Consider the following 19,640-nt stretch of genomic DNA (forward strand, 5'->3'; position numbering starts at 1 on the left):
ATGGACCATTTGTTGTTCAGTCTACTCTGTCGGAACGGGAGGAGCCGGTGGCCGCCTGCGACGACGACGGTTCACCAGTGCAAAGCGGAACGGTGTCTGCGGTCGTTCAAACGGGAGTCCACGATATTCCGCAACGGTAGAACGCAGGTCGCGTTCAAACTGTTCCAGAACCTGTTCGCGGCCCAGATTGCGTATGGCATACTCACGCGCATTCAACCCCATACGCATCCGCTGCGTCGGGTTCGCGGCCAGCATCCTCACCGCATCCACCATCGCATCCACGTCTTCTGGCGGAATCACCGCACCACAAGGCGAGCTGCCGTCCACTCCGCCCGCGATCACGGTTCCAAGCTGCGTATCCGCCGGAGAAGACGCGATCGTCGCGCGCCCGCTGGACAGCATTCCCGTCAGCTTCGACGGCATTACCAGGTCCGCTGCGCCCGCGCGCTGCGGCAGCAAATGCACGTCTGCGCAGTTCAACAGTTCATTTAATGATTCCAACGGCTGCAGGGGCAAAAGCGTCACATTTGGCAACCCTTGCACCATCTCCTCCAACTGCGCGCGAAATGCCCCTTCACCGCACAGAAGGAAGTGAATCGTCCCGTCATCGCGCAGAGCCGCAGCAGCCTTCGGCAACAACTCAAGCCCTTGCTTGTTGCCCATGTTGCCGCTGTAGAGAAACACCGTCTTCCCTTCAAGGCCCAGCTCAGAGCGAAAACGATTCGGTGCATCCGGAGCCTGCGGCTTCACCAGATCGACATCCACCCAGTTAGGAAACAAAACAATCCGTTCGGGCCGCACACCTTTCGTAAGAGAGCGTTCCACCATACGCACAGAGATGCTGGACACACGCTGAAATGCCTGTGAAAACGTCTCCTCCAGCAGCATGGCGAAGGTGTGAATCGGCCCCTTACGCGGCAGCATACCAAGATCGAACGCCGCGTCTACTTCGAAGTCCTGTACATGCAGCCATCCGGGTGTATGCGACAACCGTGCCGCCAGTAATGCAAAAGGGGCGCAGAAAAATGTCGGCTCCACAGTCCAGATGATGTCTGGCGCCCCTGCACGCGATCCCATCACCTCGCGCATCAGCACTGGCAGAGAACTCACAGCAAAGGAAAACAGGTGACGCACCCGTTTGAGGCCCGTAACTTTCTCAGGAACATACAGCGGGCAGCGAAACACCAGTGGCTCACCTCGGCCATCACCAGCCGGTCCGCCCCCCTCACGGACATAGCCACGTCCGCGATAGTCATCTGCAATTTTCCAGGCAGGATAGTACGGAGGCGCTGTTACCACACGCACCCTGTGGCCACGCGCAGCAAGCCAGGCCGCCATTTCGCCAGTGTATTTTCCGATGCCTGTCAGTTCCGGGGCATAGTTCAGCCCGTAAATCAGGATGTCCAGATAGGGGCTCCTTCGCAGCCTGTCAGATGGAGATGTCGCCTCCCATCATAGCGTCCGGGCACGCCTTTCTTCGTCACAGTATCGGGAAAAATCTTCCTCACACCTTCAGGAAAATTTACGCTAAGCCGTTTTCCATCAAGGCATTTCAACCTCAGGATGACCGGGACAGCTTCGCGCACGTACGATAACGACATGCGTTCTCCCATCGCCCTGACAGCTCTCGCGTTGCTGCTTCTCTTCGCGATCGCAGCACTGCTGGCGCCATGGGCCGCCCCCTACGATCCTGCCGGATTGCATCTACAGCAGCGCCTGTTATCCCCAGACCACCACTTTCTGCTGGGCACGGATGAACTGGGGCGCGACATCTTCTCCCGCATTCTTTTTGGTGCACGCCTGTCTCTCGCAGTCGCCGTCACCGTGGTCAGCCTGTCGCTTCTGCTGGGCCTTGTCATCGGTTCCATCGCGGGCTATTACGGCGGTTGGCGCGACACCATTTTGAATGTCTACGTGATGAATGCCTTCATGGCCATGCCTGGCATTCTTCTGGCCATCGCCTTCGTCGCTTTCCTGGGGCCGGGCCTGCGCAATGTAATTCTTGCCCTCACCCTTTCCGGTTGGGTGAACTACGCCCGACTTGTGCGTGCACAGGTCATGTCCGCGCGCGAACGAGAGTTTGTAGAAGCAGCGCGTTCCCTTGGCGCAGGCGATCTCCGTATCCTGCTCCGGCATATCCTGCCCAATATCGTGCAGCCGGTCATCGTGCAGGCCGCTATTGGTATGGCTGGGGCAGTGCTGGCGGAAGCCACACTCAGCTTTCTGGGCCTCGGCGTGCCACCTCCAGCCGCAAGCTGGGGTTCCATGCTCAACGACGCCCGAGCGCACCTTTTTGATGCGCCACACATGGTCATTGCCCCGGCCGTGACCGTGATGCTATGTGTGCTGGCTTTTTCATTTCTGGGGGACGCTTTGCGCGACTGGTCCGATCCCCGTACGCGTTGATCTCATCACAGTTTCCACACAATGAAGAACGCCCGGACCTCATGCGAGATCAACGGGCGTCCGCAGACTAACCCTCCCCCAGGGTTGTCCACGAAATCAAAAGTAGCACTTGAACCCGGCTTATGCGGCAAACTAAAGTAACAAAAAAGTAACCTGATATTTTTGGTTACATCAAACCGCGAAAATAGTTGTCACGATGACTTCGGCATTTATTCCGCTTTCACGGAGAATCATGCCGACAGCGTCTTTTGCGGCTTCCTGATGCCCCGATTCGAGAATCAACAGGACCGATGGCCCGGCACCAGAAAGCGCAACACCCAGCACTCCACGGCTGCCGGCTAAAGGCAGTAAAAACGGGAGCAGAGGGCATACCGGCGCACGGTAAGGCTGGTGCATCCTGTCTTCCATAGCACGCGACAGCAAATCTCCGCGTCCTTGCGCAAACGCTGCAGTCAGCATGGCCACTCGTTGCACATTCGCGATCGTATCTGCCTTGGAATAGCTCTCGGGCAGCATCGCACGGGCTTTTTTCGTGGAAAGTGAGCTATCCGGCATCACCACCAGCAATGGCCAATCCACCGGGGGATGGATGGATAATGCATCCACCTCGCCCTCAGCCGTCATCAGCGACACCGTAAGACCGCCCAACACACAGGCAGCAACATTGTCTGGATGCCCCTCGCGGAGAGAAGCTTCGGTCAGCACTTTGTGCTTCGACCAGCCGAGATTTCCAAAGTGCGAGGCAAGCATCACTCCCGCCACCAGCGCCGCTGCCGACGACCCGCAACCCATCCCGAGCGGTATCTCGTTATGCAGGTCCAGATGCAGCGGAACAGGATCGATTCCCTGCCCATCCAGGACGCTCCGGTAGGTCTCCAGCACCAACGAATCATCCACATCGCCGGTCTGTGCGACGTTACGGCCTGTTGATGTGATGGAAAAAAGGTCGGATTCCCGCGCCTCAATTTCGAGCGCAAAATCCATCGCCAGACCCAGTGCATCGAACCCCGGCCCCAGGTTGGCTGAGGTCGCAGGCAGCCGCAGTTTCAACCCATCGGCCATGACTACAGAGAACCTGCCATCTCAGTTTCCAGCGCGCGCATTACGGACGACTCATCCGCATCCAGCGCCAAAGGCGGCCTGCGATACGGCGCTGCTTCCGCTACATCCGTAGCCAGCAGGTCCTTGTGGAAGTCGATGGTGTACTCCGGGTCCTTCAGCGTATGACCGGTCAACAACAGCACCACGCGTTCGCCCGTCTGCACATGACCCGACTTCAGCAACTTCTTCAAACCAGCCAGCGTGACCGCCGAAGCGGGCTCGCAGCCAATGCCTTCGGCCCCGATCTGCGCCTTGGCAATGGCAATCTCGTTCTCGTCAGCCTGTTCGCACCATCCGCCGGTCGCCTCGATCACGCGAGCCGCCTTACGCCAGCTGGCGGGATTACCAATGCGAATCGCCGTAGCGCGCGTATCAGCCGTCACAGGATGCAGTTGCTTCTCTTCATTCGTGAACCACTGGAACAGCGGATTCGCACCAGCCGCCTGAATCACGCTGATCTTCGGAACGCGGTCAATGAAGCCAAGCTGTTTCAACTCCGCAAAGCCCTTGCCCAACGCCGAACCATTCGCCAGGTTGCCACCCGGAACGATCACATGGTCCGGCACCTGCCAATCCAACTGTTCGCAAATCTCAATCGCGGGCGTCTTCTGCCCTTCCAGGCGATACGGATTCACGGAGTTCAGCAGGTAGATGGGGTTCTTGCGGACAATCTCTGTCAGCAGTTTTACGCAGCCGTCGAAATCGGTCTTCAACTGCACGGTCAACGCGCCGTAATCCATAGACTGCGACAGCTTGCCCCACGCAATCTTGCCTTCGGGAATGAACACAATCGCACGCAGTCCGGCACGGGCAGCATACGCAGCCATCGCAGCCGATGTGTTGCCCGTGGAAGCGCACGCCACCCACTTGTAGCCGCGTTCCGCCGCAACCGACAGCGCGGTGGTCATGCCTGTGTCTTTGAACGAACCTGTCGGATTCATACCCTGGTGTTTGGCCAGCAGAAAATCCAATCCCAGCAACTTTGCCGTGCGCGGCAGGTCATACAGGGGCGTATTGCCTTCACGCAGCGTCACCGCATTGTTTTCGTCCTGCAAAATGGGCAACAGATCGCGATAGCGCCATACGCCGCTGGCATCAATGGGCAACGTGGAATCACGCCGCTCTGCCCACAGGTGGCGCAGCGCCTGCGCGTTCGGCCGAGGTGAAGCGGCATCGCCACGCGTTTCGCTCCACGGATACTCCACCTCGTAGAGTTCACCGGTAGCCGGGTCGCGGAAATCGCTGCTAACCGCATCGGGAGCAATCCGCTCGCCACTTCCAATGCATCGAAGCTGATGTGAGACAAATGACATGGATGACTCTAGGGTATCGCACCATGCATCGACTTCGCCTTTTTGCCGTAGGCATCTTCGCTGTCACGCTCTGCTGCGCCGCCTCCCTGCCAGCGCAAAACGCCGCTCCGCCAAAGGAAATTATTGTGGCGGCCGCAGCCGACATGGAACCTGTTCTTACTGCGTATGCACCGCTATTTGAAAATCAGACAGGACTAAAGCTCAAAATCAGCTACGCCGCGTCAGCCGCGTTGTTGCAGCAGATTCAGAACGGTTCCCCGGCGGACATATTCTTCTCCGCCGATTTTTATTTCGCGGAACAAGCTGTGGCCTCGGGCCTGACACTGCAAAAGACCCCGTCTCCCTATGCCAAAGGCATACTGGGCCTGTGGACGCGCAATGATTCGCGCTTCAAACCACTTACCATCGACGTTCTCTCACGCCAGGACCTTGGTCCCGTGGCCATCGCCAACCCCGACCGGGCACCCTATGGACGCGCCGCCGTGGCTGCGTTGAAACACATGAACCTGTATGCGAACGTAGCCCCGCACATCGTGCAGGCAGACAGCGTGGCGCAGGCCGGACAGTTCGCTCTCAGCGGCAATGCGGAAGTGGCCCTCATCTCCCGCACCATGGCCGTATCGCCAAAGTACAAAGATGCCGGGCAATTCGTACTTATGCCACAGGGTCAGTATCCCGAAATCATCCAGACCGCCGTCATCCTGAAGAACGGCGCCAACCATGAAGGCGCTCACCTGCTGCTGAACTTCATTCTCAGCGACAAAGTGCAATCGGACTTGGAAGCCAAAGGGCTGCAGCGCGTGAAGTAAGGCATTCCGCTATCCGGCGATAGAGATTTGAAGGGGCTCGGCTTCAGCCGGGCCGCGAAACACATCACTAAGAAACAGACAACCACATCACCGTCAATTCTCCGTTGGCGCTGTCACAGAATCAATCACCATCGTCTGGATCGTGACGTGCCGACGCGTCAATTTCAATCCCAGTTCACCCTCAAAGGTCATGCGCAGCACAGCTTGCGGATCGGCATGAATATCCGCTGCCTGATCCACATACGGATGGAAGTCGAGCGAAAAATCGTACTTTCCGGGCAGATGCGTTTCATCCACCATCGGTGCACCCAGCGGATCGGAAACATACGTCACAAAATCCTGCATCGTCCAATCCTTTACCACCATGCCCATCGCGGAGTTCTGATGCCACGCATCGCCATCCTGTGCGGCAGGCTTCATCTTCTTCAATCCCTGAGGATCTACTGTAACGACGTATGCCGAAGCCTCCTTCGTTCCCGGATGAAACTTCAGCCCGAAGCGTTCTACAAGCAGCTCCTGCATCAACTGCCGCATCCGCTCATCGTTTGCGGAAGGATCCGTTTTAGCGGTGATGTCGTAGTGCTGCTTGTCCATGCCGTCCATCTCGACAATCTGCGGCCGCTGCACGTGATACGCCCACTTAATGCAGGTGATCAGCGTGACGTCATGCATGCGCAGTGTGCCGTGCGAGATTTCGGTTTCCCCGTCCCGCTCAAACTTCACACTCTGGTTGCTGGGCCGGACCGTGGCCACATCAAAGCTCTCCTGCGCCACCGCGCAGGAACTGTAGAGGAAGACCGCTGCTAGAAGGATTCGGCGCATACTATCCTCATACGCACGCCGCCGCAGTCCGGTTCCGTGAGAACGGTACACTCAAACGCGTGGATACCGCCGACCTGCTCCTGACGCTGGAACTGGCAGCCGTAACAACGGCGGTGCTACTGCTTCTCGCCATTCCGCTGGCTGGCTGGATCGCCTTCGCCCACACCCGCCTGCGTTACTTCACAGAAGCCCTGGTTGCACTTCCTCTGGTGCTCCCGCCCACCGTAATCGGCTTCTATCTGCTCGTGGGTCTCGGCCCAACAACTTCCATAGGACGCACCATCACCAGCATCCTCGGCCACACACTCGCGTTTTCGTTCAGCGGCCTTGTCGTGGGTTCCATCCTGTATAGCCTTCCCTTCGCGGTGCAACCCATCGTTGCCGGTTTGCGCTCGGTCGACCCCGCCTATCTTGAAGCCGCCGCAACACTCGGCGCATCGCCACAACGTGCCTTCACACGCATTGCACTGCCGCTGGCAAAGAGTTCGCTGCTGACTGCCGCAGTCCTCACCTTCACCCATACCGTCGGCGAATTCGGCGTAGTGCTGATGCTGGGCGGCAGCATCCCCGGACGCACACGCACGCTCTCCATCGCGCTCTACAACCTCGTAGAAAACGGCGACTTCCACACCGCCAATACACTTGCGCTTTTGTTGCTCAGCTTCTCCACGCTGGCGCTGCTGCTGCTCTACGCATTGCCTTTATTCAGGAGGCAGCGTGCCTGACACACTACAACTCCAGGTGCAATGCAATGCCGCCATCGGGTCGCTGCGCATCGATGCCGACTTCGCCACAACGCATCCATGGACCGTTCTCTTCGGCCCATCCGGTTCTGGTAAATCGTCCCTGTTACGCCTGGTTGCAGGCCTGTGGCAGCCGCAGGAAAGTCGCGTCCTGCTTGATGCAAACGACATCACTGCAACACCCGCGTACAAGCGAAAGATCGCGCTCGTGGCACAACAACCGGCGCTGTTCCCGCACAGGACCGTGCGCCAGAACATCGCCTTCGGAAACGACAACGGCAGCGCAGAATCCATCGCACAAACGCTCGCCCTGTTCGCGCTCAACCCTCTTGCGGATGCAAAACCCGCAACCCTCTCAGGAGGCGAACGCCAACGAGTCGCCATCGCACGCGCATTGGCTTCCACGCCGCGTCTTTTACTGCTGGATGAAGTCTTCACAGGGATGCATCGCACGCAACGCGACACGCTGATGCAGCAGGTACGCACACTCTGCGCTGCACGCAACATCGCCGTACTTGCCGTAACCCACGATCTTCCCGAAGCTCTGGAAGCCGATGAAGTCCTCCGCATCGACTATGGCCGCATCGTTGCACAAGGTCCTCCGAGCATCGTGCTCTCAGAAGAGAAAGCTGCGATGCTCGCCAACCTTAACCAACACTGACCGGTTCCTGCTCCAGCGCAATCCCAAACTTCAACTGCACTGTCGCTATAATCTGCTCGCGCAAAGCGATGATGTCCGCAGCCGTCGCTCCACCACGGTTAATCACCGCCAGCGTGTGCCGCGATGAAATGCCCACACGCCCCATCGCATACCCACGCACAAAGCCAGCCTGCTCCAGTAGCCATGCCGCAGGCAGCTTGATCAGCTCCTCACCCGCAGGCCAGTGCGGCACCGCATCCACACCAACGCCCGCAGCCTCCGAAACCTTCAGGAGGATTTCTTTTCCCACAATCGGATTGCGAAAAAATGACCCCGCTGAACGCGAGTTCGGATCACCCGCATCCACCACCATGCCCTTGCCACGTCGAATGGTCCGCACAGCATCTGCGATCTCTGCCAGCGACGGCTGCGGCTTGTCCTCAAAGTGCCTGCGAAGATCGGCATACTTCAGACAAGGCGCGCCACCCTCACGCAACCGAAAATCCACTCGCGTCACAATGTAGCGGCCACGCTCCGTTGTATTGAACAGGCTGGTGCGATACGCAAACCCACACGCTTCATTGCTTAACTCAACAAACTGCTCCGTAGCGGTATCGAAGCAGCGAACGGACATGATCGTCTCGCTGACTTCCTGTCCGTACGCGCCCACATTCTGCACCGGCGTGCCGCCAACGGTACCAGGGATACCCGCCAGACACTCCAACCCCTGCAGTCCCGCATCCACCGTCTGCTGCACGAAACCGTCCCAAAACTCGCCCGCGCCCACACGCAGCAGATCGCCTTTGTGCTCCACACCGCGGATCGCCATGTGCAGCACAACCCCCCAAAAACCGTCGTCAGAAACCAGCAGGTTGCTGCCGCCACCCAACACAAACAACGGAACTTCAAGTTCACGGGCAAAGGCCACTGCCTCCACCACTTCCGCCTCCGTCGCAGCCTCGGCAAACCATCGAGCCGCGCCGCCCACGCCAAGCGTGGTATACCCCGCCAGACCAACCTTTTCTTCCAGCAACATGCCTTTGAGGCTACCAGCCTGCGAATCCTGCAACACTCCCGCGCATCCAGTTAGAATCAATACAGACACGGCCGCGGACCTTCACCCCGCCTTGGCCCGGAGGAATACACATGTACCCAGAGATTATGGTGATCCCGATGCGCGAGGAACTGACCCGCGCCGGTATTCAGGAAGCGCGTACCAGCGCGGAAGTCGATCAGGCGCTGGCACAGCCCGGAACCACCATGGTTGTGGTCAACAGCATCTGCGGATGCGCCGCAGGCAAGATGCGCCCCGGCGTTCGCATGGCCATGCAGCACGCCAACACCCCCGACCAAAGCATCACCGTATTCGCCGGACAGGACCGCGACGCCACGGATAAGGCACGCGGCTATTTCGGCGGCCACCCGCCCACCTCACCTGCCATCGCCATCCTGCGCGACGGTCAGCTGGTGTACCTGATGCAGCGTTCCGCGATTGAATCGGCCAACGCACCTGCCATTGCCCAGGAGCTGGCACGCGCGTTTGACGTGCACTGCGCCAAGGCCACCGCGTAAGTTCCACAACAGCAAGAAGTTCGAAAAGGGGAAGGCTCCGGTCTTCCCCTTTTTCTTTTGCCTCACCTTTCTGCCGCAGCGGACGATAAGGCAAGTGTGAGCCCGCCGATGTTTCACCCCGTGCCCACATCTGCCGTCGCGGACCGCATCGACCTGCGTTCCTGGCGGCTCGACCAGGTCGTACGCGGGCACGTGCTTGCCGTGCTGCAACGCTGCGACGGAAACAAGCTGCGAGCGGCCGAGGTCCTCGGCATCAGCCGCTCCACGCTTTACCGCATGTTGGACTCATTCTCCGTAATGATGTCCACCTGAGGGTAAAATCAGGGCCGCAGTGACAGCGCAGAATCCGCTACACTGCGGCTCATGCGCTTTCTTCTTCCCCTCACAGTCGTGGCCCTCTCCGTAACCCTGCCGATGCAGTCCCCCGCACAGGCTCCGCGCACCGCAGCCACCACCAGCGTGGCGGACCGTTCCCGCGCGTTGAACCGACTGTTTGATGACTACTGGCAGTGGACACTGAAGCAGTCGCCGGAGACCGCCACCTCCGTCGGCGACGCCCGCTACAACGACCGGTGGAGCGACTACAGCGCCGCCGTCTTCAATTCCAATCTGCAGCACGAAGCGGAACTCATCGCACAGCTTGGCGCCATCGACACCACTGGCCTTCCCGAACAGGACCAGCTCTCCGCCACTCTGCTGATGAAGCAGTTCGTCGACGACCAGGAAGGCGCGCGCTTCAAGCCCTGGGAGACGCCTGTAAACCAGTTCGGCGGCCCGCAGCTCACTTTCCTGCAGATCATCAACATGATGCCCTTCACCACCGTGAAGGACTACGACGACTACATCGCCCGGCTAAACGCCATCCCCGGCGTCTTTATGCAGGTGCAGCAATCCATGGACGCCGGCGTGCAGGACAGCCGCACCGTGCCGCAGATGCTGATGGAAAAGGCACAGGCCCAGATCCAGAAGATTGCCGCAGCCAAGCCGGAAGAGAGTCCCTTCGCCGGCCCTCTGGCCAAACTGCCAGCCTCCATCTCTGCCGCGGAACAAAAGCGCATCCGCAAGGACGCGATAGACGCAATCACGCAGAAGGTGCTGCCCAGCTACGACCGCTTCGGCCGCTATCTGAAGGCACAGTACATCCCCAGGGCGCGCACCACACTGGGCGCATCCGCACTGCCTGACGGCAAGGCCTATTACGAATTCCAGATCCGCACCCTCACCACCACCAGCCGCACCGCCGACCAGATTCACCAGCTCGGACTCGACGAGGTCAAGCGCGATGAAACCGAAATGCTCACCATTGCGAAGAAGTTCGGCTTCAACGATCTAAAGAGCTTCAACGACCACCTGAAGAACGATCCCAAGCAGCATCCCACTTCCGCACAGCAGTTGCTCGATGCCTACAAGAAGCCACTTGCCGCCATGCAGGCGAAGCTGCCCGAACTCTTCGGCCGTCTTCCCAAAGCGCCGCTCGAAGTAAAGCCCACTCCCGACTTCCGCGCTGCCAACTCCGCCCCAGCCGACTACGAACAGGGAACCCCCGACGGCAAACGTCCCGGCGTCTTCAACGCCAACACCTACAACTTCGCCAACCGGACCTTCTTCACCACGGAAGCCATCGCGTATCACGAAGGCATCCCCGGCCATCACCTGCAGATTTCCATCGCACAGGAACTGACCGGCATCCCCGAATTCCGTAAAGAAGGTGGCTACACCGCATACGTGGAAGGATGGGGCCTTTACGCCGAACATCTCGGCAAGGACGCAGGCTTCTACCAGGACCCGCTCAGCGACTACGGACGCCTGCAAGCCGATATATGGCGCGCCATCCGTCTCGTCGTGGACACCGGTGTACACAGCAAAGGCTGGACGCGCCAGCAGATGGTCGATTACTTCCACGAGCACTCCGCTGTAGATGAACCCTCCGTACAGGCCGAAGTGGATCGCTACATCGCATGGCCCGCACAGGCACTCGCCTACAAGAGCGGCCAGTTGAAGATTCTCGAACTCCGCGAACGCGCCAAGCAGAAGCTGGGAGCAAAGTTCGACATCCGCAACTTCCACGACGAAGTCCTCGACTCCGGCGCGCTACCGCTCGACATCCTGGAAAAGCGCGTAGATGCATGGATTGCAGCAGGCGGCCCACCGCAGCCCAAGTCGTAGTGCTGTTACTGCAAATCTTCAGAGGCTGACGTTACGATCTTGCCTGTTCGATTCAAATCTGTATCGCGTGCGTGTCAGTGCTTCCACAAAGTCTGAAGAAGTGTCGCGAGTCCATTCCAAAGAATCTGCACACCGATGCAAAGCAGAATAAATGCGACCACTCGCAGAATGCCATGCGCCGTGGATGGAGAAATCGCCTTGGTAATGATAGGAGCATGGGCATAGCAGTAATAGACAGCCGCGCTCAGCACCACGATCGCGATGAAAAGCCCTAAATGTCCGAACACGATGGCGCTCCGCGCTCCATCAGAGAAACGGGCGCTCAAGGTCAGCAAAACAACAAGCGTGCCAGGACCAGCCGTGACGGGAAATGTGAAGGGATAGAAGGCCTTGTCCTGGAGGTTGTTGAACCCGCGATCTGCACTCAACTGCGCTTCTTCCCGCTTGTCATTCGCCGCCGCTTCAGAATCCTTGGCATTCAGAACCGACCATCCAATGGCAGCAATGACAATGCCGCCTGCTACCTGAACGATTGGCAGAGAGATACCAAAGAAGTTGAGAATGGCTGAACCGAGCAGTTCGAAGATACCGAGGAACACGACGGTATTGATTGCGATCCTACGGGCGAGCGAACGGTAGACAGACGGTGGTGCATCTCCGACAAGTCCAAGAAAGACAAGGGCGGAGCTAAGCGGATTGACGAGCGGCAACAACGCGCTGAACGCAATCAGAAACGAGTCCCAAACGATCAAGCAGCCCCCTCAAAAGTCTTCCGTTTTCGAATCGTACCGATACCGCTCTGGCCGGTTGTCCATCCATTGCGTGTCACGCCACGATCCGCAATCACTTCGCGGAATGAGTGTACTTCACAGCGTCGCCAGCACCCGGGCGCTCTTCAACCGCTCTTCCAAATGCCGCTCCAGGGTGCTCACAGCGAACCGGCGCAACTGCTGTAACGCAGCGCGTGACAACCCGCCTTCCTCTATCAACTGCGGCAAGGGTTCGCGAAAAATACGCGCCGCCGCCGCAATCGCCTCAGCAGGCAACACCATAGAACCCTGCGGTCGCTTGCCTTCGCTGAACACACCATCCCGCAGCGGCGAATAATACACCACACGATTTCGCAGCACTTCCTCACTGACAGAGCAGCGTCCCAGGTCCGGCATCCACCCCAGCAGCCGTGTGATCCAAAGCGCAAAATACGTCGCGGATACTGCCGTCGTCCCTCGCCGCAACATCGGCGCGACCGATGTCGCCAGGCGAAACACATCATCCTCCGGCGCATGGTCCGGCAACGCGCCCTCCAGAATCTCTGCCAGAAATGCCAGCCCCGCCGCACGCGTGTAATCCACCGGCTCCCTCAGGGGCGACCACACAATCTCCAGCCGTTCCAGCCGCACCACGTCCTGCTTTGGCCGGTCCACCCACGCGGCCTGCACCTGCGTCATAGGCTCCAGCGCTCCGCCAAACCGACGCCGTGACTTCATCGCATGACGCGCCACGCCACGCACCACACCCTGCTCGCGCGTAAAGAACGCAACCATCAGGTCCGCCTCTGCAAACGGCCATGTGCGAAGAACAATCGCCTCGGATTGATGTGCGGTAGGCACCTATCTCATTGTGCCGCAAATGCAAAGACGCGCAGCCGAAGCTGCGCGTCTTGAAACCATTCCGAAAAGTTTAGCGACCGAAGTGGTCAGAGGCCTTCTGCGCGAAGTCCACCCACTTGTCCGGCAGATCGTCCGCTGCATAAATCGCGCTCACCGGGCAAACCGGAACGCACGCGCCGCAATCGATGCACTCAACCGGATCGATGAAAAGCTGCTCATTGCTGTCGTAGCCATCCTCGCCCTTCTTGGGGTGAATGCAATCAACCGGGCAGGCATCGGCGCAGGCCGTGTCCTTCGTGCCGATACAGGGTTCTGCGATGACATATGCCATGGTGGGTGAATCCTTTCCAAACAACTAAAAATGTGGCCCTGCAACTGTTCCCTCAAACAGTATTTTTAGGCTTCGAAACGATAATATCAGTTGTGGAAATCGGACTTTTGCGGACGGATATCCGACCACTACCGCTCCGCTGCCTCAGCCGCTTCCCTGCGTTCCTTGAATTCTCCCGGTGTAGGAATTGGCGACACATTCCGCCCCGCGAACATGTCCGCAAATAACGTACGTATCTCCCCGGCAATGCGGCCATTCGTCGCCAGCACCTCGTGCGAATCCAGCAGAAAGGGCGATCCATCAAACCGCGTAATCTCGCCGCCCGCCTCTGTCACCAGCAACGACCCCGCCGCCGTATCCCAGGGATTCAGGTTGAACTCCCAGAAGCCTTCCAGCCGTCCGCACGCCACATAGGCCAGGTCCACCGCCGCGGCGCCAGCACGCCGCACACCATGCGACCGTAGCGTGAACTCCTGATAGAAATGAACATTCGGACTCTCGTGCCGCTTGACTGAGGGAAAGCCGGTCGCAATCAGCGATTCCTGCAACAGCGCCGTCCGCGCCACATGAATCCTGCGGCCATTCAGATACGCGCCCTTGCCCTTCTCGGCAACAAACAACTCATCGCGCAGCGGCTCGTAGATCACGCCTGCCACCATCACGCCATCTGCATCCGCGGGCGTTCCCGCAGGCCGATGCTCCAACCCCATCGACACACAGAAGTACGGGAAGCCATGCGCGAAATTCGTGGTGCCATCCAGCGGGTCAATGTACCAGCGATACTCGCTGTCCAACTGCTGCCGCGTGCCCTCTTCGCCAAACACACCATGCTGCGGGAAGACCTCACGCAGCCGCTCGCCAATCAGCTTTTCACTGGCACGATCCGCCTCTGTGACAATGTCCACATCGCCCTTGAACTCAGCGGTAACACCGCGTTCGTAATAGCTCTTCAGCAATGCTCCGGCTTCGCGGGCAATGGCGGCAGCGGGAACGGCAAATGGAAACTGGCTGGCATCTAGTTCTGGCATCGCCACCAGTCTACGCGTCAGCGAGCGTCTGCGTAGTAGCCGGTCTTGCTCCGCACGCTCAGCGTCTGCGCGGCGGTCGGGTCATTCAGCATCACACTGATCTTGCGAAGACTGGAATCATTACCGCGCTTCGGCGAGTAATAGCCAATCAGGTATTGATTTCGCAGATCGTCCGACAGATGAGCGAAGGCCGTCTTCAGGTCTTCTTTCTCTGTCACGTAGAAGTACTTGCCGCCGGTATCTTCGGCCATCTGGATCAGCGCATGTTCCCCGGCCACATTCCGGCCTGCATCCGACAGAATGGGCATGATGATGATGGGATAAATCGCCGCACCTGCCCGCTGCGCCTCCGCAACAGCCTTCTGATAACCGATCTCCTTGCGAATGGAGTTGTCACCGCCATCCGTAATCAGCACCAACACGCGACGGCGCGTCGCATCCGGCTTCGCCTCGGTCAGTCGCTCACTTGCAACATAGATGGCGTCGTAAAGCGCTGTATCCTCGCCCTTGTTGAGCCGCTTCAGGCCATCGTCAATGCGTCGCCAGTCGTTCGTATACGACACCACTTCCGTCGCCTCATACGCGAACGAGATCAGGTCCATCTCGTCTTCCGGGCGAAGCAGTTGCTGCGCAAACTTCTTCGCCGCATCACGCTCCGTACGAAACTGCGAGATGACAGAACCAGACGTATCCACCGCCATCACAATCGAAAGCGGCGTACTCGCCTCGCGCTCAAAGATGGCAATCTTCTGCGTGCGCCCGTCTTCCTTCACGGTGAAATCATCCTGTGTCAGCCCGGAGACAGGCGCGCCATGCGCATCCGCCACATTCACAGGCACATTCACCAGCCGCGTCTCCACACGGATCACCGGCGCAGCATCCTGCGCAAACACAGGCAATCCCAGCAGAAACAAAGCAGGCAGGCAATAGCGAAGACACTTCACGACAGGCAAACTCCAAGGGCAACCATACACCCTGCCCCTATTTGGACTGAGACGAGCTTTACACAGTGAGCGATAACACGTCCTGCAGATCATCCTTGCATCTCGGCAAAGCTCGTAGGCCAAAGACCGTCATCCCGAGCGAAACTGGCACGGTTGAAGACCATCATTCTGAGCGAAGCGAAGCATGCCCTAGCGGAGCGAACGGGAATCCCGACGCATCCACACCCAACGACACAGTCAAACCCCTTCCAGCCAAAGAACCCGAACCAGCTTCGCGAAAGCGAAGCTCCTACGCGCAAAGCGCGTCCCCAGCGAAGCCTCCTACGGTCGAAGGCCGTCATCCTGAACGAAGCGAAGCGGAGCTGAAGGACCTGCATTCTTCTCTGTCCTCTACAACGCTTCGGGAAACCACACTTATACCCGGGCGAACTATGTACCCAACCCCGCAGGAAACGGCTCACCATCCACCCACACCGCCCCATCCACAAAATGCTCTTTCTTCCAGATGGGCACCTGTTTCTTGATGGTGTCAATCAGCCATCGGCAAGCCTCAAACGTAGCACCACGATGCGCAGAAGCCACAGCAATCAGGATGCTCGTCTCACCCACTTCAAGCCGCCCCAGCCGATGCACCACAGCCACATTGCGCACACCAAACTTCGCAATCGCCTCTGCTGCAAGCTGCTGCATCTGAGTCAGCGCCATCGCATCGTACGCGGAATACTCCAGAAACAACGTCTTCCGTCCGCGCGAGTTGTTCCGCACAATGCCATCGAAGACCGTGACTGCGCCATCCTCATCGGTCTTCAGCGCATCGGTGATCTTCTTCGCATCAATCACGTCATACGTCAGTTCAATCCGCGAAGGAGAACCACCACTCACCGGTGGCAACAGCGCCACTTCATCATGTTCCGATAATTCCTGCGAAGCCGACGCATACTGCTGATTCACCGCAACCGCAATCTTCTCCCACAGCCCGCCAAACTCCGGCGACAGCACGCGATAGTAACGCACCAGGTCACCAACATTCGCGCCGGGAAACTGCTCCAGCACTTCCTCCGGCCCGAAGTGATCGCGAAGCACGCCGAAAAACAAAACACGCAACTGCATGTTTTCAGCATAGTGCTTCACGAATGGAACGTGCTGTATCACCGCTATGGAGTTTTCTGTTCACACGCAAAGCCCGTCATCCTGAGCGAAACGAAGTCATGCCCTCGAGCAAAGCGAAGGGGACCTGCTTTCTTCTGTGCCACTGCGATGTTTCGAGAACGCTCCTCATTCTGCGAAAGCAAAAACTCACACGCAGGATTTCCATGACGCATTTGGGTTAATTCCAGGAAGAACACATTGCCACAAAAGAAAAACGCGCAATCCCTTGAGATCGCGCGTTATCCATTTTGCAGTTCAATGCAGTGTTACGCTGCCTGGTGCACCAGCTCCTCGCGCACCTCTTTGTCCTTCTTCAGCTCGGTCATGGTGTGCGGCAGAGCGACTGCCAGCACATCTTCAATGCGCGACGCGTAGTGGATCGTGATGCCGTCAATCTGATCGTCTGACAGATCCTCTTCCACATTTGGCTTCACGTCGATGGGAAGAATCACGTCCTTCACACCCGCACGCTTCGCCGCCAGGAACTTCTCCTTGATGCCACCCACCGGCAGCACATTGCCGCTAAGCGTAATCTCGCCGGTCATGGCCAGCAGAGGACGCACCGGCATATCGGTAAGCAAGCTAACGATTGCCGTCGCCATCGTCACACCTGCGCTTGGGCCGTCCTTCGGGATCGCTCCCGCAGGCACATGCAGATGAAGATCAATGTCCTTCAACACATCCTCATCCAGCCCCAGCGTAGTTGCATTGGAACGCACCCACGTCAGCGCCGCCTGCATACTCTCCTTCATCACATCGCCAATCTGGCCCGTGATCTGGAAGCTGCCCTTGCCCTTCATCTTGTTGGCTTCGATGAACAATACATCGCCGCCCACTGGAGTCCACGCAAGCCCCACCGCGACACCTGCACGCTTCGTCCGCTCCGCAATCTCCGTATCCACGCGCACCTTGTAACCACCAAGGAACTCGCGAATCACCTCTGGCGTCACGGTCAACGTCTCCGTCTTGCCCTCGGCAATGCGGCGCGCCTGCTTGCGGCAGACCGTGCCAATCAACTGCTCCAACCGGCGCACGCCAGCCTCACGCGTGTAGTGCCGCGCAATGATACCCAGCGACTCACGCGGGAAGATGATCTTCGGCTCGCTCGCCTGCTTCGGTAACTGCGATTCAGGAACCTCCGGGCTGCTCTCCGCAGTGGAATGCGCAACCGCCGCATCGCCACTCAACAGGTCGCCACGATCATCGGAAACTGCAGCTATTGGCGTGCCGTTCCCCACTTCGTGTCCCTTTGCTTCAGGCTCGCTGCCGTCGATGCCGTTTTCCTTGATCTGCCGCGGAGCCAGATACCGTTCCGCAATGCTGATCTTCTCTTCCTCGGTATAACCCGTGAGTTCAATGATCTCCATGCGATCCAGCAACGGCGCCGGAATCGGATCAAGCTGGTTCGCCGTGCAGATGAACAACACCTTGCTCAGATCGAACGGCTGATCCAGGTAGTTATCGCGGAACGTGCCATTCTGCGCGGGGTCCAGCGTTTCCAGCAGCGCACTCGCGGGATCGCCACGGAAATCGCGGCCCAGCTTGTCAATTTCGTCCAGCATGAAGACCGGATCGTTCGTCTCCACACGCTTCAGGTTCTGGATGATCTGCCCCGGCATCGCGCCAATGTACGTACGCCGATGTCCACGGATCTCCGCCTCGTCGTGCATACCACCCAGCGAGATGCGTGCAAACTTGCGTCCCAGCGCACGTGCAATACTCTTGCCCAGCGAAGTCTTACCCACGCCCGGAGGTCCAACAAAGCACAGGATTGGTCCCTTCATGTCCGGCTTCAAGCGCCGCACACTCAGGTAATCCAGAATGCGATCCTTCACCTTCTGCAGACCATAGTGATCTTCATCCAGGAACGCCGCAGCCTGGGAAATATCCACTCGCTTACCGCTGGACTTCGCCCACGGCAGCACCGCCAGCCACTCAATGTAGCTGCGCGTCATGCTGTAATCCGGCTGCGCGGGATTCATCCGCTGAAGACGATTCAGCTCCTTCAGAGCCTCCTTCTTCGTATCCTCCGGCATGCCTGCGCCTTCAATCTTCGCGCGCAGTTCTTCAATGGCCTTGTTGGTCTCGTCCGTCTCGCCCAGCTCTTTGCTGATGGCCTTCTGCTGCTCGCGCAGGTAATACTCGCGCTGCGACTGCTGCACGGCATCCTGAACCTCGTTCTGAATCTTTGAACGAAGCTGCTGCACCTCAAGCTCCTTCACCAGGTGCTTGTTCAGGCGCTCCATGCGCGCTTCCACATCCGTGGTTTCCAGCAACTCCTGCTTATCCGCCGTAGTCAGAAACGGCAACGACGAACCGATGAAGTCCGCCAGCCGGCCCGGCTCCTCGATATTCAACGCAATCGTCTGCAGGTCGTCTGACAGCGTGGGCGATGCCGCCACAATCTGCTGAAACTGCGAAACCACATTGCGCTGCAGCGCCTCCAGTTCCGGCGTCTTTTCCGCATCATTGTCGGGAATCATCTCGTAGCTCGCCGTCAGGAACGGCGTACGCTGCTCAAATTCACCCAGCCGGATGCGTTCCGTGCCTTCTGTAAACACAAAAAGGCTCTGGTTCGGCATCTTCACTACCTTATGAATGGTCGCCAGGGTGCCCGTCTGGTGCAGTTCACTGGCATCTGGTGTGTCCTGCCGGGCGTCGCGCTGCGCCACCACCAGGATGGTCTTTTCGTCACCCAGGGACTGGATGAGCTGGATGGAGCTGTCACGCCCCACGGTCAAAGGCAGCACCGCATGTGGGAACAACACGGTATCGCGAACGGGAAGGACGGGGAGAGCGCGCGCATTGCGCTTGCGGTCCGGGTCCGAGGCCGTCGGCTGGATCACGCTGACAAAATCATTTGACATAGTTGAGTGTCCTTCCATCAGATATTCACACATCTGATGCATCAAGTCACGCACGGATTCATCCCGGTCTCACAAATCGAGAAAACTGCCGGAACGTCTGTAAGGGTCTCAACTGCCTATCGGCAGAATCACCATCTTC

At 58.6% G+C, this 19,640-nt stretch carries 19 protein-coding genes; 7 read left to right on the forward strand and 12 right to left on the reverse strand.

The window, feature by feature from the left end:
- Positions 1-21 precede the first annotated feature (21 nt).
- The gene (locus AB6729_RS06960; protein WP_371081201.1) at positions 22-1,425 is read right to left on the reverse strand and encodes a glycosyltransferase WbuB; all 1,404 of its coding nucleotides are present in this window, start codon (positions 1,423-1,425) and stop codon (positions 22-24) included.
- Between the two features lie 174 nt (positions 1,426-1,599).
- On the opposite strand from AB6729_RS06960, the gene AB6729_RS06965 reads away from it, so the two are divergent.
- On the forward strand, positions 1,600-2,406 hold the full coding sequence (locus tag AB6729_RS06965; protein WP_371080853.1) for an ABC transporter permease: 807 nt from the start codon (positions 1,600-1,602) through the stop codon (positions 2,404-2,406).
- A 171-nt stretch (positions 2,407-2,577) separates the two neighbouring features.
- Here AB6729_RS06965 and thrB read toward each other — a convergent pair whose 3' ends face one another.
- Together thrB and thrC are read right to left on the reverse strand one after the other, a co-directional pair.
- A complete protein-coding gene (thrB, locus tag AB6729_RS06970) occupies positions 2,578-3,468 on the reverse strand; it encodes a homoserine kinase (RefSeq protein ID WP_371080854.1) in 891 nt (296 codons plus the stop codon).
- Positions 3,469-3,470: 2 nt separating this feature from the next.
- A complete protein-coding gene (gene thrC / locus AB6729_RS06975; protein ID WP_371080855.1) occupies positions 3,471-4,820 on the reverse strand; it encodes a threonine synthase in 1,350 nt (449 codons plus the stop codon).
- Positions 4,821-4,843: 23 nt separating this feature from the next.
- Here thrC and modA point away from each other — a divergent pair, with 23 nt between their 5' ends.
- A complete protein-coding gene (gene modA, locus AB6729_RS06980; protein ID WP_371080856.1) occupies positions 4,844-5,629 on the forward strand; it encodes a molybdate ABC transporter substrate-binding protein in 786 nt (261 codons plus the stop codon).
- Between the two features lie 93 nt (positions 5,630-5,722).
- Here the strand turns inward: modA and AB6729_RS06985 are convergent, their stop codons facing one another.
- Complete coding sequence (locus AB6729_RS06985; protein ID WP_371080857.1) at positions 5,723-6,451, reverse strand: TIGR03435 family protein; 729 nt, start codon at positions 6,449-6,451, stop codon at positions 5,723-5,725.
- A gap of 59 nt (positions 6,452-6,510) precedes the next feature.
- Between AB6729_RS06985 and modB the strand changes: the two genes are divergently transcribed.
- Entirely contained in the window at positions 6,511-7,176 is a 666-nt protein-coding gene (modB, locus tag AB6729_RS06990; RefSeq protein WP_371080858.1) for a molybdate ABC transporter permease subunit, read from the forward strand.
- A 16-nt stretch (positions 7,177-7,192) separates the two neighbouring features.
- On the forward strand, positions 7,193-7,855 hold the full coding sequence (locus AB6729_RS06995; protein ID WP_371081202.1) for an ATP-binding cassette domain-containing protein: 663 nt from the start codon (positions 7,193-7,195) through the stop codon (positions 7,853-7,855).
- Here the strand turns inward: AB6729_RS06995 and AB6729_RS07000 are convergent.
- The gene (locus tag AB6729_RS07000; RefSeq protein WP_371080859.1) at positions 7,842-8,939 is read right to left on the reverse strand and encodes a UDP-N-acetylmuramate dehydrogenase; all 1,098 of its coding nucleotides are present in this window, start codon (positions 8,937-8,939) and stop codon (positions 7,842-7,844) included. The genes AB6729_RS06995 and AB6729_RS07000 overlap by 14 nt on opposite strands.
- Before the next feature lie 41 nt (positions 8,940-8,980).
- On the opposite strand from AB6729_RS07000, the gene AB6729_RS07005 reads away from it, so the two are divergent.
- From AB6729_RS07005 to AB6729_RS07015, 3 genes are all read left to right on the forward strand, one after another.
- Entirely contained in the window at positions 8,981-9,406 is a 426-nt protein-coding gene (locus AB6729_RS07005) for a BrxA/BrxB family bacilliredoxin (protein ID WP_371080860.1), read from the forward strand.
- 108 nt (positions 9,407-9,514) lie between these two features.
- Positions 9,515-9,718 carry a helix-turn-helix domain-containing protein gene (locus AB6729_RS07010; protein ID WP_371080861.1) on the forward strand — a complete coding sequence of 68 codons (204 nt, stop codon included), beginning with the start codon at positions 9,515-9,517 and terminating at the stop codon, positions 9,716-9,718.
- A 51-nt stretch (positions 9,719-9,769) separates the two neighbouring features.
- Positions 9,770-11,572, forward strand: a complete 1,803-nt coding sequence (locus AB6729_RS07015) for a DUF885 family protein (protein WP_371080862.1) — start codon at positions 9,770-9,772, stop codon at positions 11,570-11,572.
- A 74-nt stretch (positions 11,573-11,646) separates the two neighbouring features.
- Here the strand turns inward: AB6729_RS07015 and AB6729_RS07020 are convergent, their stop codons facing one another.
- The 7 genes from AB6729_RS07020 to lon form a co-directional block, all read right to left on the reverse strand.
- Positions 11,647-12,324 carry a MarC family protein gene (locus tag AB6729_RS07020; RefSeq protein ID WP_371080863.1) on the reverse strand — a complete coding sequence of 226 codons (678 nt, stop codon included), beginning with the start codon at positions 12,322-12,324 and terminating at the stop codon, positions 11,647-11,649.
- A gap of 114 nt (positions 12,325-12,438) precedes the next feature.
- Positions 12,439-13,182 (reverse strand): DNA repair protein RecO, encoded by a 744-nt coding sequence (gene recO, locus AB6729_RS07025; protein ID WP_371080864.1) that lies wholly within the window; start codon positions 13,180-13,182, stop codon positions 12,439-12,441.
- A gap of 70 nt (positions 13,183-13,252) precedes the next feature.
- A complete protein-coding gene (locus tag AB6729_RS07030; protein WP_371080865.1) occupies positions 13,253-13,513 on the reverse strand; it encodes a ferredoxin family protein in 261 nt (86 codons plus the stop codon).
- Between the two features lie 128 nt (positions 13,514-13,641).
- Positions 13,642-14,541 (reverse strand): inositol monophosphatase family protein, encoded by a 900-nt coding sequence (locus AB6729_RS07035; RefSeq protein ID WP_371080866.1) that lies wholly within the window; start codon positions 14,539-14,541, stop codon positions 13,642-13,644.
- Positions 14,542-14,558: 17 nt separating this feature from the next.
- Positions 14,559-15,485, reverse strand: coding sequence for a VWA domain-containing protein (locus AB6729_RS07040; protein WP_371080867.1), 927 nt, complete (start codon positions 15,483-15,485; stop codon positions 14,559-14,561).
- Between the two features lie 429 nt (positions 15,486-15,914).
- Entirely contained in the window at positions 15,915-16,595 is a 681-nt protein-coding gene (locus AB6729_RS07045; RefSeq protein ID WP_371080868.1) for a molybdenum cofactor biosynthesis protein MoaE, read from the reverse strand.
- Between the two features lie 305 nt (positions 16,596-16,900).
- A complete protein-coding gene (gene lon, locus AB6729_RS07050) occupies positions 16,901-19,501 on the reverse strand; it encodes an endopeptidase La (protein WP_371080869.1) in 2,601 nt (866 codons plus the stop codon).
- Positions 19,502-19,640 lie beyond the last annotated feature (139 nt).

This window comes from Terriglobus sp. RCC_193, from assembly GCF_041355105.1.
Taxonomy (GTDB): Bacteria; Acidobacteriota; Terriglobia; order Terriglobales; family Acidobacteriaceae; genus Terriglobus.

Bases quoted from the DNA above. Each gene is read 5' to 3' on its own strand.
- AB6729_RS07010 (WP_371080861.1), top strand. From the start codon at position 9,515: ATGTTTCACCCCGTGCCCACATCTGCCGTCGCGGACCGCATCGACCTG.
- AB6729_RS06985 (WP_371080857.1), bottom strand. From the start codon at position 6,451: ATGCGCCGAATCCTTCTAGCAGCGGTCTTCCTCTACAGTTCCTGCGCG.
- modA (WP_371080856.1), top strand. From the start codon at position 4,844: ATGCATCGACTTCGCCTTTTTGCCGTAGGCATCTTCGCTGTCACGCTC.
- thrC (WP_371080855.1), bottom strand. From the start codon at position 4,820: ATGTCATTTGTCTCACATCAGCTTCGATGCATTGGAAGTGGCGAGCGG.
- AB6729_RS06965 (WP_371080853.1), top strand. From the start codon at position 1,600: ATGCGTTCTCCCATCGCCCTGACAGCTCTCGCGTTGCTGCTTCTCTTC.
- AB6729_RS07005 (WP_371080860.1), top strand. From the start codon at position 8,981: ATGTACCCAGAGATTATGGTGATCCCGATGCGCGAGGAACTGACCCGC.
- AB6729_RS07045 (WP_371080868.1), bottom strand. From the start codon at position 16,595: ATGCAGTTGCGTGTTTTGTTTTTCGGCGTGCTTCGCGATCACTTCGGG.
- AB6729_RS07015 (WP_371080862.1), top strand. From the start codon at position 9,770: ATGCGCTTTCTTCTTCCCCTCACAGTCGTGGCCCTCTCCGTAACCCTG.
- AB6729_RS07030 (WP_371080865.1), bottom strand. From the start codon at position 13,513: ATGGCATATGTCATCGCAGAACCCTGTATCGGCACGAAGGACACGGCC.
- thrB (WP_371080854.1), bottom strand. From the start codon at position 3,468: ATGGCCGATGGGTTGAAACTGCGGCTGCCTGCGACCTCAGCCAACCTG.
- AB6729_RS07035 (WP_371080866.1), bottom strand. From the start codon at position 14,541: ATGCCAGAACTAGATGCCAGCCAGTTTCCATTTGCCGTTCCCGCTGCC.
- lon (WP_371080869.1), bottom strand. From the start codon at position 19,501: ATGTCAAATGATTTTGTCAGCGTGATCCAGCCGACGGCCTCGGACCCG.